Genomic DNA, 16,004 nt, shown 5'->3' with positions numbered 1-16,004 from the left:
AGGTCAGGTTCAGAGATAAATCTGACCTTAACTTTGAACCGGGAATTGGAGGTTTCATCATGAAAGGGAATAGCAAAAAGGGGCTTAGCAGAAGGTTAATCGACCATCGTATTTTTGCTCCATCATTAATTATCATGATTCTTATTAGTATTCCTTTTGCGATGTATGAGGAACAATCGCTGGAACTCTTAAACGCCATTTTTGATCAGATTGTAAACATGTTTACCTGGGGTTACATATGGTACGCAATCATTCTTGTTGCGGCCGGGTTATACTTGTCATTTTCCAAGTACGGCGATGTCGTCCTGGGCGACCCGAATGAGAAACCGCGCTTTAATTTGTTTGAATATGCTTCGATCCTGATTGCCATGGGGCTTGGCTCAACCATCATGCGTACCGGTATGACCGAGTGGGGGAACGTGGCGGTAAATCCGCCGTTTGGCGCTGAAGCAGGATCTGCAGAAGCATTGCTGTGGGGAAATGCCTACAGCATGTTTATGTGGAGTGTTCAAGTGTTTGCTATCTTTGTTATGGCGGCGCCTGCCATGGGTTATATTTTGCACGTTCGCAAAAAGCCGTTCATGCGGATATCTGAAGCATGCCGCGATGTTTTTGGCGATAAGTTCGTGGATGGCTTCGGCGGTAAAGTACTGGACATCGTCTTTCTCGTCAGTATCCTTTCAGGTGCAGCGGTTACGTTAGGTTTGGGTGCTCCGATTGTCACTTATAATCTGGCCGAACTGTTGAATATTGGACAGTCGTTTACCTTAACCCTGATTGTGACGATCGTTTGGGTGTTTTTATTCTCCATAAGTGCCTATTTGGGCATTGAAAAGGGAATTAAACGTTTAAGTACCCTGAATATGTATCTCGCTGCCGCGTTTGCTTTGTTCGTCATGATTATCGGACCCGGGATTTTCATTTTGAACTTTTTTACCGACAGTGTTGGTCACTTACTGGCTAATTATATTGATATATCCATTTATACGGATTCGACCAACATGGAAGGGTCCACATACATTGTCAGCAACACCGTCTTCTGGTTCGCTTACAGTGCCACATGGGCGATGCTGCACAGTGTGTTTGCCGCCAAAATATCAAAAGGCCGGACGATCAAGGAAATGATTCTGACGTATTTACTTGCACCGACACTCCTTTCCTGGGTCGCAACCGGGGTATTAGGCGGTCTTGGCGTACAAAGGTATCTCACAGGGGAAGTTCCTGTGCTGGATATTGTCCAAGAAGACGCGATGGCAGCTATACCGGCCATTTTAAGCTCATTACCGTTATCCAATATTGTGCTGGTCCTCTTTATCATCATAGCAACCATCTTCTTAACAACAACATTGGATTCGACAACATATACCATTGCTTCTTACACAGGTACTGAGAACATGAGTCAGGCAGAACCATCAAGAGCGTTGAGAATTATCGTGGCGGCGATCATTACAGTCCTGGCACTTCTTTTGATGCGAATAGGCGGTCTGGCACCGTTGGAAGTTCTTTCAGGTCTTATGGGCATACCGATCATCGCTATACAGTTTCTGCTGATTTATGCTGCCAAGAAAATGATGGATAACGATAGAGCATACGTCTACAATGTTCGACCAGACAAGCAAGAAAATAAAGGCAGAGAACAGGGCAAAGAGATCAGGGAAAAAATAGAGAAGGGAAAACAACTGAGAAAATAGAAAAGTTAACCATTACATGCGGGGTAAAGTGAAACTTCATTCTACAGGGTGTTCTTCCCTGTAGAATGTTAGTTGAACCGAATCGGACATTTAAGGTCAGTTGGCCGCCGTTTTTTGGCGGATTACTGACCATTACATGCGGGGAAAAAAAGCATGGCACTGAACTTAAAGTGCCATGCTTTTATTAATGATTGATGATTCAGCTTTTCATCCTCCCGAAATAAAACAAGCCGACAAGTAAGCCGATCGCCAGCATCACGGTTGCGAAGATAAGGAAGGGAATCGGGCCAAATTGAAAGACTAGCGGTGCAGACAGTGCGGTGACAAGACCGCCGCCCAGAAATGGTTCAAAGACAAGCTGTTTATAGCCGAAACCTTCATAAGCCGGCGATTTCATTTCCGGATCGGCCACACGCATTAATAACAGACCCGTTGCTGTAATCCCCATTGACTGGCCGAAATCACCAATACCTCTTTCAAACCAATATGATGGTATCATTCGTGGTCCAATGAAGAAGAGACCAAGCACGTTCCAGATGATACCAACAAGTGAAAGCAGCAGGAATGGCACAAGGTACTGTCCGATAACATCAAGGGAAACAGTGGCAATCGCAGATAATATCAGTACATCAAGTGAAAAACCTTGTATCCGCATGATCATTTGTCGGTCAAGTATATCCGCTTTATCAATCTTGGAGGCAATCAGTTGCACAATTATTCCGCCAATCATGGCAAGCGGGAACAGCGGGACATAGGTCATAAAATCAGAACCGATGATCGCTTGTTCCAGCCAGGTTATGCCCTCAAGCAATACATAACCAACCAGAATAGCGATTCCAATCATCGCAAAATGCAGAGAGAGCGGTTCAATTGATTCCGGCCGCACTGTCATTTTCGCTGCTGCATCACGATTTTCAAACTCCACAATGCCAGCTCTTTTCAGTTCAGATGCATCCTTAACATCGCTGATTGTTTTTGCATGATTCTTTCGCACCGCCCAGTTGATGGCGGCAATCCCAATAATGACACCTGATAAAATACCAACAGTCGCAAGGCCAATAGCCAGGTCATATGCCTCGGCAAATCCAAGATCTTCAAATGTTCCCTGAAGTCCGGCTGCTGTACCGTGCCCGCCTTCAAAGCCTATTTCAATCAGGGCCCCGACAAACGGCGGCATGTCATAGAACGGTACCAGAATCAGGATAGCCAGCAGCAGACCAAAAACATATTGCCCCCAGCCAAGCGTCCAGCCAAATGCAAGCTGTGGTCCGCCAATGTTCCAGACCTTTTTCAGACTAGGGAGGACGGTTCCCAAAAATAGTGTGGCAAAGACAACATTGATCATTAATCCTGCAAGCGGGGTCCATACATTCATAATTTCAGGGGTAAGTAGCCCTGTTGCCCAGAATGAATCCTCACCTGTGACATTTTCCATGATGCTGCCGAGTACTTGCGGACCCAAAATCAGAGCAAGAAACCCGCCGATGACAGATGAGGGCAGGAACAAGTTCTGCATCCATTTCACGCGTATTCTGATCGATTTGCCGATAATTAGAAATAATCCCAGATATAATAATGCGAAACCTATTTGATTGGGTGTCACGTTATTGCTCCTCTCCTTTTCAATATAAAAGCTAATGTTGATTATTCCCGACTGTTGAGCGGTGTAAACAGCAGCTATAGATTCAATTCGATCCGTTTCAATATTTAGAAAAATTCACATAAAGTTTGAAAACACGACACAATACGATGCTGAACAATGGTATAATATAAATAGGGAAAGGTTTACTGTTTCCTGAATCTCAGGAAGGGGAGTGCCTATTATGAAACGTAAAATTCTAGTGGCTTATGATGGATCGGTTTTGAGTAAAGAAGCGCTTCAGGAGGCCAGGTTACAGGCGTCCGGGGTTCCGAAAACAGAGGTGCACGTAATATCGGTTGTGTCCCAATACGGGCCAAGCACAAATATAACGATAGCAAAAAACATTCAGTGGGAGCTTGCTGAAAATCTTCGGCCGGACATGGAAGAAATCAAAAAAGAATTCGAAGGTGACGGGATAAACGTCACGACAGATATTATCATTGAAGACACCCACCGGAATGAAGGAACGAAAATATGTGAATACGCTGAGAACCATGATATTGATTTAATCATTGTTGGAAGCAGAGGGCTTGGCGGTGTCAAGAAAATATTTCTCGGCAGTGTCAGCAACAGAGTTGTGCAGGAGGCAGTTTGTCCTGTGTTAGTAATTAAATAACAGAATAACGATAAATGAAAAAAGTCGGTTCGTCATGGATCGACTTTTTTCTCGCATATAATTCAATATTTTGGTGAAAAATATGGATATCGAAGTTAGGAGGTGCCGGGAATGAACACAGAGAATCAATCACTTACATCAGCAGAAATCACTCAGCTTTGGACAACTTATATGAATGATACCGGCTTAATCTGCCAACTTGAGTATTTCTCAGCACATACCGAAGATGAAGAGGTTAAACAGCTTGTCATGCATGGTTTGAAGCTGGCTCAGTCCCATGTAACCAAAATACAGGAAATCTTTAACAAGGAAATTTATCCGATTCCATATGGTTTTAATTTGAATGAAGATGTCGACGTAAGTGCTCCGAAATTATATTCTGATTCTTATACGCTTTATTACCTTCAGCAGGGCGCTCAATTAGCTATTCAGGCACATAGCGTCAGTCTTGGATTAGCCGGCAGGGAAGATATTTATCACTTTTTTTCAGGATGTGTACAGGAACATATAGAGTTTGTGAAAATGATCAACAACGTTCTGCAAACGAAAGGTCTATACACGATGTACCCAACTCTGCCGAAACCGGAAAGTTACGATTTTGTGCGGAACCAGAACTTTCTGACAGGCTACTTTGGCGAAAGAAGACCATTGACAGGGACGGAAATTAACAATTTATTTGGTAATTATTTCCGGAACGCACTGGGGGCAGCTACGTTAATTGGATTCAGCCAAGTCGCCACGAATACAGATGTACGCAAGTATTTGGTCAGAGGTAAGGAAATTGCTCAAAAACATTGTGAGATTTTTGGATCTGTATTGCATGAAGATGATATTCCTGCGTCAGCAAGGATGGAAGATTCCGTAACTGACTCGACAACCTATACATTTTCTGACAAATTGTTGATGTATTATAGTACTGGCTTAATTGCCATGAGTGTTGGGTTTTATGGAACAGGCATGTCCATGAGTCCAAGGAGAGATCTTGGCACGATGTATAACCGACTTTTGAATGAAATTCTGAAATACGCAGAAGATGGAGCAAATATTATGATAAAGCACGGCTGGATGGAAGAACCGCCGCGGGCATTGGATCGTGATGAACTGGCGAAGAAAAAAGGATGAGGTTAGGCTGACGCAACGATATAACAGAATGATTACAAGTCTGCCGTAAATTTTCCACTAATTTCTCAGTGATTTCTAATGATTCTCCAATCCTTTTATCACAATCTATAGTTATTCTGATTGTAGCCCGCATAAGGAAAGGGGTATTAGGATGAAATCACTGTTTATGAGTTCAGCTGCAGGAGCTTTGTTAATTGCTTCAGCAGTTGGAACTGATGCTGCGAATATGACCGGCGGCGCAATAAACGAACAAGAATCAGAATCAAATACCAAAATAGCACAAACAGAAAAACGCGACACGCATGTGCCGAGGGATGATTTTTCTGTCGGCATGTATCCAGAAAGTGACATATTAGATGAGCAAGTGGACTCGGATGATTACCAGATGCAGGTTGTGGAAAACAATTCGGACATACGAATAATCATCTTAAAAGATGAGTATGGTCAAGCACAATTTAAAAGTGTTTTTGAAAAGGACAGTAAAATGCTTAAGGTGATTGATCTTGACCAGGGCATGATATTCAAAGGGGTTATCGATGCCTGACTAACGTTTGCGTTTGGCCGATGCGAATCTCATTTTTAGATTAAATGATGAGAAGCATCGGTTTTTTGTTTTTGACACAAAATCCAGGGGGGTTGAGTACTAGGTTCGTCGCTGCGGAAAAATACTCCCTTTCCGCGGGGAACGCTTCAGCCTCCTCGCTCGCAAAGACCGCTCACTGCGGGGTCTTCAGACTGCTCCTTTCCCGCAGGAGTGTCGCATTTTTCCGCAGCTTAGTATCGTTTTCTGCCATAGTGAAAAAATCCCGCCAAACTCTTTTATCTTGGGTTTCAACATTCAATATGCAGAACGTCAATGCCAGATTAAGGGTGGCAATATTTACGAAAAGAACCTGGCTTAAAAACGTATAAATTGACAGAAGGCAGGGTGATGTACTATATTTAGTTTGAATTAAAGATAAATGAATTCAAACTTATTGATTTGATGATATGGAGGTATTGTCATGAATGGTATAAAAGGAATGCATCACGTTACTGCCATTACAAGCAGTGCGGAAAAGAATTACGAATTTTTTACGTATGTACTCGGCATGCGTCTGGTTAAGAAGACGGTTAATCAGGATGATATCCGGACCTATCATCTATTTTTTGCTGATGATAAAGGGAATCCGGGAACAGATATGACGTTCTTTGATTTTCCGGGAATTCCACAAGGGACCCATGGCACAAATGAGATAGCCAAAACAGCATTTCGCGTACCGAGCGATGCGGCGCTGGACTACTGGGTGAAACGTTTTGACCGTCTTGACGTGCAGCATGACGGCATAAAAGAAGAATTTGGGGTCAAAACACTTTCATTTTCCGACTTTGATGATCAGAAGTATCAGCTGGTTTCGGATGAAAACAATGAAGGCGTGGAACCGGGAACGCCATGGCAGAACGGGCCGATTCCACTGGAGTATGCGATAACCGGACTCGGGCCGATCCATGTGCGCATCGCTAATTTCGACCATTTTAAAGAAATGATGGAAAAAGTGCTTCAGTTTAAAGAGATTGACCAGGAAGATGACCACCACTTGTTTGAAGTTGGTAAAGGCGGTAATGGCGCACGTGTAGTGGTTGAATATAATACTGTCCTGCCGAATGCGCAACAAGGCTATGGAACGGTACACCACTCCGCGTTCCGTGTTGAAGACCGGTCTGTTCTGGAAGAATGGATTAAGCGGATGGACGAATTCGGTTTCCGAACATCCGGTTATGTGAACCGTTTTTATTTCGAATCGTTGTATGTGCCGGTCGCTCCGCAAATTTTATTCGAATTTGCAACAGACGGACCGGGATTTATGGGTGATGAACCTTATGAAACATTGGGTGAAAAATTGGCATTGCCACCAAAGCTGGAACCGAAGCGTGAGCAAATTGAAGAGTTTGTCCGTCCGATTGACACGGTGAGAAGCACGAAGACGTCTGAAAAGGAATATGAGTAAATAAGTGTTTCATACGAGCTGATATCACTCTATAGGCAAGTGCAGTGATATTCAATAGATGTAACCAGTGAGACTGACCTCAGGAGATGAAGAGGTCAGTCTTATTAGTTAAGCATAAATTTCAGAAAAAGAGGTGCAATAAATGCGGTGAAGCTTGAAATTCAAAGTTAATCAGTTTTCCAACCGGCCATCACGAATTTCAACAACCCGATCACATACATCCAGCACACGTTCATCATGTGTGACCATAATGCCTGCTTTGCCGCGATTTTTGATTTCAGCTGCAAGCATTTCGACGACTTCACGGCCCCGTTTGGAGTCCAGACTTGCGGTTGGTTCATCTGCAAGAATGAGTTTCGGGTCATTAATCAATGCGCGGCTGATGGCCACCCGCTGACGTTCACCACCAGAAAGTTCACTCGGATAATTATTTGTCCGGTGGGCAAGACCAAAATGCCTTAATAAATCTTTGCCTCTTGCCTGACCCTTATTTTTTGCAATCACATTAATGACATTCAGCTGATCCTTCACTTTGAGGTACGGTATTAGATTAGCTGCTTGAAAGACAAAGCCAATCTTCTCCAGTCTTCGTTTGGTTACTTTTTTAGGTGAAAGTTCTTCGATGTTTTCGCCATCAAGTAAAATTTTCCCGTTTGTTGGTGACAACAGTGCTCCGGCAATTGAAAGCATGGTGCTTTTTCCAGAACCTGATGGTCCGATTATCGCAATGAATTCGCCTTGTTTCACTTTCAGCGATACATGATCCACTGCTTTGAATTCTTTAGGACCGTCTTTATATACTTTTGATACGTTCTCCATTACAAGTGTCATTTTCCTGCCCCCTCAATAGCTTCAACCGGGTCTATTTTTACAACTTGAAAAAGTGATACCAGCGCACCAATAATTGATACGATTAAAATCAATATAGAGGTCTGCAGCATCTCATCAGCAGTCAGCAGAAACGGCATGTCCTCAGGCAACAGAGCTTCGACTCCCAATGTCAGCCCAATCGCGGCGACAATGCAAACGAAGGAAATGAGCACAACCTGGCTGACTAAGTTTTTTAAAAGGTAGGAAGTTTTAGCACCTAATGCCTTTAATACACCAAATTGGTCACGTTTTTGTAATGTGATCACATAGAAAAATGCTGCAAGGACAAACGCTGCGATAACAAACATGAAGATAATCATCATGTTCAGTGAGCCTTGTTCCTGGGAATAGCTGGGAATTCCCTGAAGTGCTTCATCTTTGGTAACGACATCATAGGTGCTTCCTAATTTATTTCTAATTTCATCAATATTTGCTTCATCTGCCTGAATAGTGACAGCGTTGATGTTCTCTGACTCACCGCCATCCATATAGACGACCGATGTATGACTGTACCGCTGATTCTCGGTGAAACCGGCAATTGTAAACACACTGTTTTCGCCAAATTCCAATGTATCTCCAATTTTTACGCCTTCTCGTTTCAAGGAATCATCGACTATTACTTCATTTTGACTTTCAATTTTTTCTCCTTCACTGACAGATGGCATCAGCATCCCATCTGCTTCCGTAACAAATAAGGCGACATCCTCATTTTGTTCTGTATTGTTTACAGCTGCATTCATCATTCGAATCGACAAAGGAGCGGCTTCCTTTACACCATCTATTTCAGCCACCTCTTCATGCGCTTCGTGCGGGATAAACGATTTAGTCATCTCCAGCTCAGCATCCGGGTCAATCAGGATATAATCGGCCTTTAAATCTTGAATGGCCGATGCATTATCTGCCGACAAACCCTGCGCAAGTCCCGAAATAATAAAAATCAGCAACGTTATCAAGACCATAATCAGGCCAATCAATACATATCGGAATTTCGCATAAAGTAATTCCCTTATTGCAAGAAACATTTTTATCACTCCTGTTCTTTCCATATGTTAAGTATACGAATGGAATATGAACAGAAGATGAATAAATGATTACTTATTTGGCAGGGTGACAGTGAAAGTTGAACCTTTTCCAGGATCGCTGTCCACCATGATTGTGCCGTGATGTAATTCGATGATTTTTTTCACAATCGAAAGGCCGAGCCCTGTACTGTTCTTCGTTCCGGTTCTTGCTTTATCCACTTTATAAAACCTGTCAAATAGCTGGGAGAGATTTTCCTTTTCAATGCCGTTTCCCGTATCTTCTACAATGACCTGTGTCCCTGTTTTATCACGAAAGGTTATAATCGTAATTGTTCCACCGGGGTCCGTATAACGAATGGCATTTTCCACTAAATTCATCCAAACCTGGTGAAGTAATTTCGGATCCCCTGCAATTGTCGTTGGGGATAAATTCATTTCAATGACGATCTCCTTTTCATGCCATTGCCATTCAGTTGCATGAACGACTTCTTTTAACTGATCCGCCACATCATAGGGAACCATCTCCACATCTGCTTCGCTGTCCAAAGAAGAGAGGGTAAGCAGTTGTTTACTTAATAGGGATAATCGTTTACTTTCCTTTTCAATAATCGTCAAATAATGTGAGCGTTCTTCTTCGGTCAGGTCTTCCTCTCTTAGTGTTCGGGAGAATCCTTGAATCGAAGTAAGTGGTGACTGGATTTCATGGGAGACACTTGAGACAAATTCCTGCCTCTTTTCCTCTGTACTTTCCAGGCTGTCACTCATTTTTGTAAAATCATTTGCAAGACGGCCTATTTCATCATGCCTGTTCACATCGAGTTTCAGGTGATAATTACCTGCAGCTATCTTCTTTGTCGCCTCTGTCAGTTTTTTGATTGGTTTGACAACAAATCTTGTGCTGATTAATACCATTAAAAAACTGAAAAGCAATGTTAATACAAGCAGAACTGCGAGGAATATCCGCATTTCTCCAAATTGCTGTGTCGTGTCAGGACGAACAAATAAGGCATACGTCTGCCCATCTACCTGGATTGGCACCCCTATTGTATTTGCCAAATCATTGTCAAAAAATCCAGTTATAAATGGCCTCCAGGGGTAATTGGCAATACCATGATAGGTTTCACCACTTAAAACGGCTTCGACATCACTTTCTTCCATATCCGTTGAAGTAAACGATTCTCCAAATGTCTGCGCTTGTCCATGTTGATCAACCAAATGAAATTTATAGCCAAGATCAGCCATCGATGTTAAAAAGTTGGGTACTGACTGATTATTGTTTTGCTTATAGGTAGCTACGATGTTTTCCGTAATATGTGTCACTTTTTGGTCATTTTCAGGCTTTAAATAAAACTGATAATAAATATTCGACACCGCAAAAGCGATGATGGCACTTGCAATCATAATCGCCATTGTTGTGACAATAATTCTTACATAAAGTGTCCGCATAGTGGTGGCCTCCAATGTCTAAGTCCGACTCATTGTACAAAAGTTTTATCCCGCATGTAAGGGACAGTAATCCGCCCAGGGACGGCGGTTAACTGTCCCTAAATGTCCGATTCGTTCATCTAACAATCAGTGGGGGAGAAAGAACCCCCCCACTGATTGAAGATTCATTTAATGAACAGCAAATGAACGAATCATTCCTCATTCGCTGTGGACTGTCAGCTTATATCCCAATCCTCTGACGGTCTGAATTGAAAAGCCATGGCTATCTTCTGTGAATCTTTCACGCAATCGTTTAATATGTACGTCCACTGTCCGGTCATTCCCTTCAAAGTCATTGCCCCAGACCAGTTCAATTATCTGTTCGCGGGAGAATATCCGGTTTGGATAACTAGCCAGTTGTGCCAGTAATTCAAACTCTTTTAATGGTAAAATAATTGTTTTGCCGTTAGATTGGACTTCATAGCTTTTTCGATTTATGGTGGTACTTCCAATATGGATATTCTCTTCATTTATCATCCGAAACCTCCGAAGCAATGCTTTGATTCGGAAAAGAACTTCTTTCGGTTCAAATGGCTTTGTAATATAGTCATCGGTTCCTGCTTTAAAAGCCGTTTCTTTATCCTTCATTTCTCCCTTAGCTGTTATCATAAGGACAGGAATATCATAGTAGCTCCGGATTTCCCTGCAAAGCTCATAGCCATCCACATTCGGCATCATAATATCAACAAGCGCCAGATGAATGTGATGCTGCTCTAACAGCTGCTGCGCCTTTTCTCCATCTGCAGCTTCGATTGTTTTATAGCTTTCTTTTTGTAAATAAAAACGTAGCAGCTCACGAATATGCGGATCATCATCAACGATAAGAATGGTAAGCATGATAGACCTCCTTTGTTCCTTTATTCCTTTTATCGTACCATATATAAGCTCCTTAGCCGATGGAGGGGCGATTATGGAGTTTACGTGAATCATAATTGTGCTTTCGTTGTAAAGATTTTCCATGGATGCTTCTTATATAAGATCTTTAACAGAGAAGCAAAGAAAATTAAATGAACGGCTTTATTAACTTTCAAATTTTGCTAAAATTTAATTGGAAGGGTGAATAGTATCCTTGATGCCGGATTGACCGTTTAAATGCGTGTTCAAAAAAGAGGATGAAAAGGACCGAGAAGTTCGAGGCGGCGAAGCTCCCGGTACCGGAACATATGCAGTTAATACGTGAGGAATGGAAAAGCAAGCCAACGAAAAATTCGACGTGTCATTTTTACCGGACTTTTTGAACAACCTCTTTAAGGAGCAAAGACATGAAAGAATATTACTATGATAAGCTTTTTAATATTAAAACCAGGGGAACTCAGAGGGGCTATCCCGATTCCACGTATCATAATCCTTATCAGCCGACGCCCTACAATGCCCTGGAGGAATTGTTTCAGAATTATCAATTGAAGAGCAGTGATCACGTCGTTGATTTCGGCTGCGGAAAAGGAAGACTGAACTTTTTTATCTATTATTTTTATAATGTAACAGTCACCGGAATCGAAATGAACAGCATGCTTTATGATGAGGCGCTGAGAAATCGCGATTGTTATGTGAACCGGACACAGGAAAGTTCGGACAAGATTCATTTTCATTGCTGTTTCGCCGAGGATTATCGAATTGAACCGGCTGATAACAGGTTCTATTTTTTCAATCCATTTTCTGTCGAGATCTTTCAGCAAGTGATTCAGAATATCGAGCATTCGGCGGAACAACATAAACGGGCTATCGAATTGATACTCTATTATGGATCGGACGAGTATATGAACTATTTAAAAACAAACACCGCTTTTGAACTGCAAAGTGAAATTAACTTATCACACATATTTAATGGCGATCCATACGACCGGTTTCTGATTTATCGATTGGAAGGGTGAAGAATTCATAGTTGGCCAGTCGTTCAAGTGAGAGTAGGAAGATAAAAGAATAAGGGCATAAACCCATGATAACCATATCTGAAATCAGGCGGGGATTATTATATTGGGCGCACCTATTGTAAGAATATTTTTACCTCTAGCATAGCAGAAAGACATTGTTTAACCAATTATTCTTAAGCCTCTTAAACTATGATAGAATCTGAAGAGTATAAATGTGAAGGGTTCTTTTTATATAGTATTTTATTTTTGTTAAAAGGGGGGCATAGATTTGTTGTTCAAAAATATAACTAATGTATCTTTGCAAACCAAGATCACTGGTTTACTTTTAGCGGTTATTGTAGGTTTGATACTTCTTCTCTCTGGCTTTTTTGCCTATTCCAAAATTGAGCAAATTATTTCAAATAAATATAATTTGAGTATGCAAACCGCACGAACGGTATCGTTGCTTCCCTCAGTTACTGAAGGGCTGACGGAAACGCAATCCAGACAGTCATTACAATTTCTTACAGATCAATTCAGTATGGAAAATGATGCAGACTTTATAATCGTACAAGATAAAGATGGGCGTATCTTAACGCATCCTAAAGATGAGTACCTTGGCAGAATTCAGCAATTCAAATCCGGTTATAGAGCTCGAGTGTTTGGCGGTTATTATAATATGGAAACAGAAGAATTTATAGGTCCTTCAATAGTCGGCATTGCTCCTATTATGTCATCGACTGGAAGCGTCCAGGGGGTTGTTACAGTTGGGTACTTAAAGGCAAATCTATGGTCTCTTATTTATGATAGAGTTGAGATTATTTTATATGTTTCGATTGCTGTGATTGTTATTGGGATTCTTTTAGGTTATTTACTTGCTCGTCATATCAGGAAAGAAATTTTTGGGTATGAACCACGGGAAATAGCTGAATTGTATCGGAATAGAGATACATTACTATCTTCTTTGAATGAAGGTGTCGTCGCAACCAGTAGAGATAGTATGGTGACGCTCATTAACGAATCAGCAAAAAAATTACTTGATGTTGGACATTCCTATGTTAATAAGCCAATTAGTTCTTTATTACCAAATCTTGATTACCAAAATGTATATGAAACTAAGAAAGGTAAATTAAATCAGGAGCTTTTTATAAATAATAAGACACTGATTGTTAATTTACTTCCGATACTTACAAACGATAAAGTTACAGGGTTAGTAGCAACATTCAGAGATAAAACAGAAGTTACCGAAATGTTGAATATGTTATCCGAGGTAAAACAGTACTCGGATGACTTGCGTGCTCAAACACATGAGTATTCAAATCAAATGCACCTTTTGCATGGTATGCTGCAATTAGGGAAGTACGATGAAGTGTTGGAGATGGTTGGTCAGGAAATTAATCATCACGATAAAATAAACCGTCATATTTTTGATCAAATAGAAGATACAAATGTGCAAGCTATTCTAATAGGTAAATTCGGTAAAGCATCTGAAAAGAAAGTAGATTTTAATATAGATGAAAACAGTTATTTAAGCCCATTACCTTCACACATTGAAGCAAGTGACTTGATGATTATAATCGGTAATTTAATTGATAATGCTGTAGATGAAGTATCATCCGATCCTAATCCCGGTGTATCTTTCTCAACCATTGACTTGGGGAATGACATTATCTTTGAAGTAACAGATAATGGAAGGGGAATTGAAAAAGAAGTCCTAGAGCAGATTTTTCAGCCTGGGTACTCAATGAAGAAGGAAGGTCTTGAAGGCAAGAAAGGTTTTGGTTTGGCAAACGTTAAATCAACTGTAGATAAATTAAATGGCGTAATAGAAGTAGCAGCGACACCAGACGGAACAATCGTTACGGTGTATATCCCTAAAACAGATGAGGAGGTTGCAGAATGATTAACATCGCAATCGCAGAGGATGATTTTAGAATAGCGAATATCCATGAAGAATTTCTGATAAAAATGGAAGATGCAAAAATAGTCGGTAAGGCGATTAACGGTGAGGAGACCTTATCTTTAATTAAAGAATGGAAACCGGATTTATTACTGTTGGACATTTATTTGCCTGATCACCTTGGAACGGATTTAATTCAAATGGCACGGGAAATACACCCTGAACTTGATGTCATTATCATAACGGCCGCGACGGAAAAAAAGCTGCTTGAAAAGAGTATCCGTCAGGGGATTTTCAATTATTTGATTAAACCGGTTAGTTTGGAAAAGTTTAACACAGTGATAAATGAATATATGCGGCAGAGAGGCTTATTGAAAGAAAAAGATTACTTAGATCAGGAAATTGTTGACGAATTGCTCTTTTCTTCTCCAAGAAAAAAACAATCAAAAGAAGAATCATTACCAAAGGGTATAGATAGTGTTACTTTATCAAAAGTTCAATACTATATGGAACAAGATAATAAATCATGGTCTGCAGAAGAAATGGGAAACCAGATAGGCTCTTCGAGAACAACTGCCCGCCGTTATTTAGAGTATTTGGTTCAAATAGAGGATGTAAAGGTGGAACAGGATTATGGGATTGTAGGGAGACCTGAACGCAGATATTATTCTAATTAACACTTTGTGAACAAAATGAACACAAAGTGTTTTTTTTACTTTATTTCACTTTTTTTGAAAACGTATACATAAGGTAAAATTCAGTATATTATCTTAATTAAATCTTACTTAAAGGGGGAGAAATGATGAAAAAATATATAGGAGCCATGTTAGTTGTGCTAGCAGTATTTATTGCTGGATGTTCTGGTGGAAACAGTGGATCTGCACAGAATTTTCCCAATAAGAACATAGAAATTATAGCACCGGCTACTCCCGGTGGCGGTTGGGACGCAACAGCCAGGGCAATGCAGAAAATCTATGATGATGAAGGACTTATTGAAAAAAATATAAAAGTGTCGAATAAACCTGGTGGCGGCGGCGAAGTAGGCTGGCAATATTTAAAAAACCAGGATGCTCATACAATTTCGATCAATTCCAGTCTCGTTATCACGAATAATTTGCTGGGACAAAGTGACTTAACGTATGAAGATTTTACACCTTTGGGCATTTTGAGTACGGAGTGGATTTCTGTTGCTGTACCTCCCGATTCTTCTTTTGGAACAGGCAAAGAGGTCATGGAACAGTTAAAACAGGATCCGAAATCTCTTAAAATTGGTGTCGCACCGAGCCTGGGAAATAACGACCATTTGTCCTTTGTACAGGCAGCCAAGGAATATGGCGTGGATGTTTCCAAACTTGAGTTTATGGTTTATGAAAGCGGTGGCGATGTACTGACTGCATTATTAGGTGGTCACGTTGATGTCGCATCTATGTCAGTATCCGAATCAAAAGAGCAGCACTTGGCTGGTGAGCTTAATATTGTTGCAGTAAGCTCGGAAGAAAGAATCGAGGGACTGGAAGAAGTAAAAACATGGAAAGAGCAAGGCTTGGATATGGTGTTTCCACATTGGAGGGGTATCATGGGACCTCCGGATATGACCGAAGAAGAAATTGCATATTGGGATAAAAAAATAAGCAAAATGGTTGAGACAGAAGCTTGGCAAGAGGTTATGAAGAATAACGAGTGGGAGCCATATTACCATAATAGCCAGGAATCAAAGGAATTTTTAGAAAAACAAACAAAAGATTATAAAGAATTACTGCAACAAGCAGGTTTAACAGAATAAAGAAGCACAAGGGGGTATCTAAGAAGGTGCCCCCA

14 protein-coding genes are annotated in these 16,004 nt (G+C 41.0%); 9 read left to right on the top strand and 5 right to left on the bottom strand.

Going from position 1 to position 16,004, the window contains the following annotated elements; all coding sequences use genetic code 11:
* The first annotated feature begins 59 nt into the window (after window positions 1-59).
* Entirely contained in the window at window positions 60-1,691 is a 1,632-nt protein-coding gene (locus AOX59_RS09570; protein ID WP_068445054.1) for a BCCT family transporter, read from the top strand.
* A gap of 199 nt (window positions 1,692-1,890) precedes the next feature.
* On the opposite strand, the gene AOX59_RS09565 is transcribed toward AOX59_RS09570, so the two are convergent.
* Window positions 1,891-3,294, bottom strand: a complete 1,404-nt coding sequence (locus AOX59_RS09565; RefSeq protein ID WP_068445051.1) for a sodium/glutamate symporter — start codon at window positions 3,292-3,294, stop codon at window positions 1,891-1,893.
* Window positions 3,295-3,514: 220 nt separating this feature from the next.
* Here AOX59_RS09565 and AOX59_RS09560 point away from each other — a divergent pair, with 220 nt between their 5' ends.
* From AOX59_RS09560 to AOX59_RS09545, 4 genes are all read left to right on the top strand, one after another.
* On the top strand, window positions 3,515-3,949 hold the full coding sequence (locus tag AOX59_RS09560; RefSeq protein ID WP_068445049.1) for a universal stress protein: 435 nt from the start codon (window positions 3,515-3,517) through the stop codon (window positions 3,947-3,949).
* Window positions 3,950-4,060: 111 nt separating this feature from the next.
* Window positions 4,061-5,071 carry a DUF3231 family protein gene (locus tag AOX59_RS09555; RefSeq protein WP_068445047.1) on the top strand — a complete coding sequence of 337 codons (1,011 nt, stop codon included), beginning with the start codon at window positions 4,061-4,063 and terminating at the stop codon, window positions 5,069-5,071.
* A 151-nt stretch (window positions 5,072-5,222) separates the two neighbouring features.
* A complete protein-coding gene (locus tag AOX59_RS09550) occupies window positions 5,223-5,615 on the top strand; it encodes a hypothetical protein (protein ID WP_068445046.1) in 393 nt (130 codons plus the stop codon).
* Window positions 5,616-6,075: 460 nt separating this feature from the next.
* On the top strand, window positions 6,076-7,059 hold the full coding sequence (locus AOX59_RS09545) for a ring-cleaving dioxygenase (RefSeq protein ID WP_068445044.1): 984 nt from the start codon (window positions 6,076-6,078) through the stop codon (window positions 7,057-7,059).
* Between the two features lie 171 nt (window positions 7,060-7,230).
* Here the strand turns inward: AOX59_RS09545 and AOX59_RS09540 are convergent, their stop codons facing one another.
* From AOX59_RS09540 to AOX59_RS09525, 4 genes are all read right to left on the bottom strand, one after another.
* Window positions 7,231-7,890 (bottom strand): ABC transporter ATP-binding protein, encoded by a 660-nt coding sequence (locus tag AOX59_RS09540; RefSeq protein WP_068445042.1) that lies wholly within the window; start codon window positions 7,888-7,890, stop codon window positions 7,231-7,233.
* Window positions 7,887-8,951, bottom strand: a complete 1,065-nt coding sequence (locus tag AOX59_RS09535) for an ABC transporter permease (RefSeq protein WP_068445040.1) — start codon at window positions 8,949-8,951, stop codon at window positions 7,887-7,889. The genes AOX59_RS09540 and AOX59_RS09535 overlap by 4 nt, the downstream gene beginning before the upstream one ends.
* Window positions 8,952-9,020: 69 nt before the next feature.
* Window positions 9,021-10,397: a HAMP domain-containing sensor histidine kinase gene (locus tag AOX59_RS09530; protein WP_068445039.1), complete on the bottom strand. Its 1,377-nt coding sequence runs from the start codon at window positions 10,395-10,397 to the stop codon at window positions 9,021-9,023.
* Window positions 10,398-10,595: 198 nt separating this feature from the next.
* The gene (locus tag AOX59_RS09525) at window positions 10,596-11,273 is read right to left on the bottom strand and encodes a response regulator transcription factor (protein ID WP_068445037.1); all 678 of its coding nucleotides are present in this window, start codon (window positions 11,271-11,273) and stop codon (window positions 10,596-10,598) included.
* Window positions 11,274-11,698: 425 nt separating this feature from the next.
* Here AOX59_RS09525 and AOX59_RS09520 point away from each other — a divergent pair, with 425 nt between their 5' ends.
* The 4 genes from AOX59_RS09520 to AOX59_RS09505 all read left to right on the top strand — a co-directional run bounded on the left by AOX59_RS09520 (window position 11,699) and on the right by AOX59_RS09505 (window position 15,969).
* Window positions 11,699-12,307, top strand: coding sequence for an SAM-dependent methyltransferase (locus AOX59_RS09520; RefSeq protein WP_068445035.1), 609 nt, complete (start codon window positions 11,699-11,701; stop codon window positions 12,305-12,307).
* A 268-nt stretch (window positions 12,308-12,575) separates the two neighbouring features.
* Window positions 12,576-14,189: an ATP-binding protein gene (locus tag AOX59_RS09515; protein ID WP_082684175.1), complete on the top strand. Its 1,614-nt coding sequence runs from the start codon at window positions 12,576-12,578 to the stop codon at window positions 14,187-14,189.
* Window positions 14,186-14,863: a response regulator gene (locus AOX59_RS09510; protein ID WP_068445033.1), complete on the top strand. Its 678-nt coding sequence runs from the start codon at window positions 14,186-14,188 to the stop codon at window positions 14,861-14,863. Before AOX59_RS09515 ends, AOX59_RS09510 begins: the two co-directional genes overlap by 4 nt.
* A gap of 125 nt (window positions 14,864-14,988) precedes the next feature.
* Entirely contained in the window at window positions 14,989-15,969 is a 981-nt protein-coding gene (locus tag AOX59_RS09505; RefSeq protein WP_068445031.1) for a tripartite tricarboxylate transporter substrate binding protein, read from the top strand.
* Window positions 15,970-16,004 lie beyond the last annotated feature (35 nt).

It is taken from the genome of Lentibacillus amyloliquefaciens (genome assembly GCF_001307805.1).
GTDB lineage: Bacteria > Bacillota > Bacilli > Bacillales > Amphibacillaceae > Lentibacillus > Lentibacillus amyloliquefaciens.
This window is presented reverse-complemented; position numbering and strand designations above follow the sequence as displayed.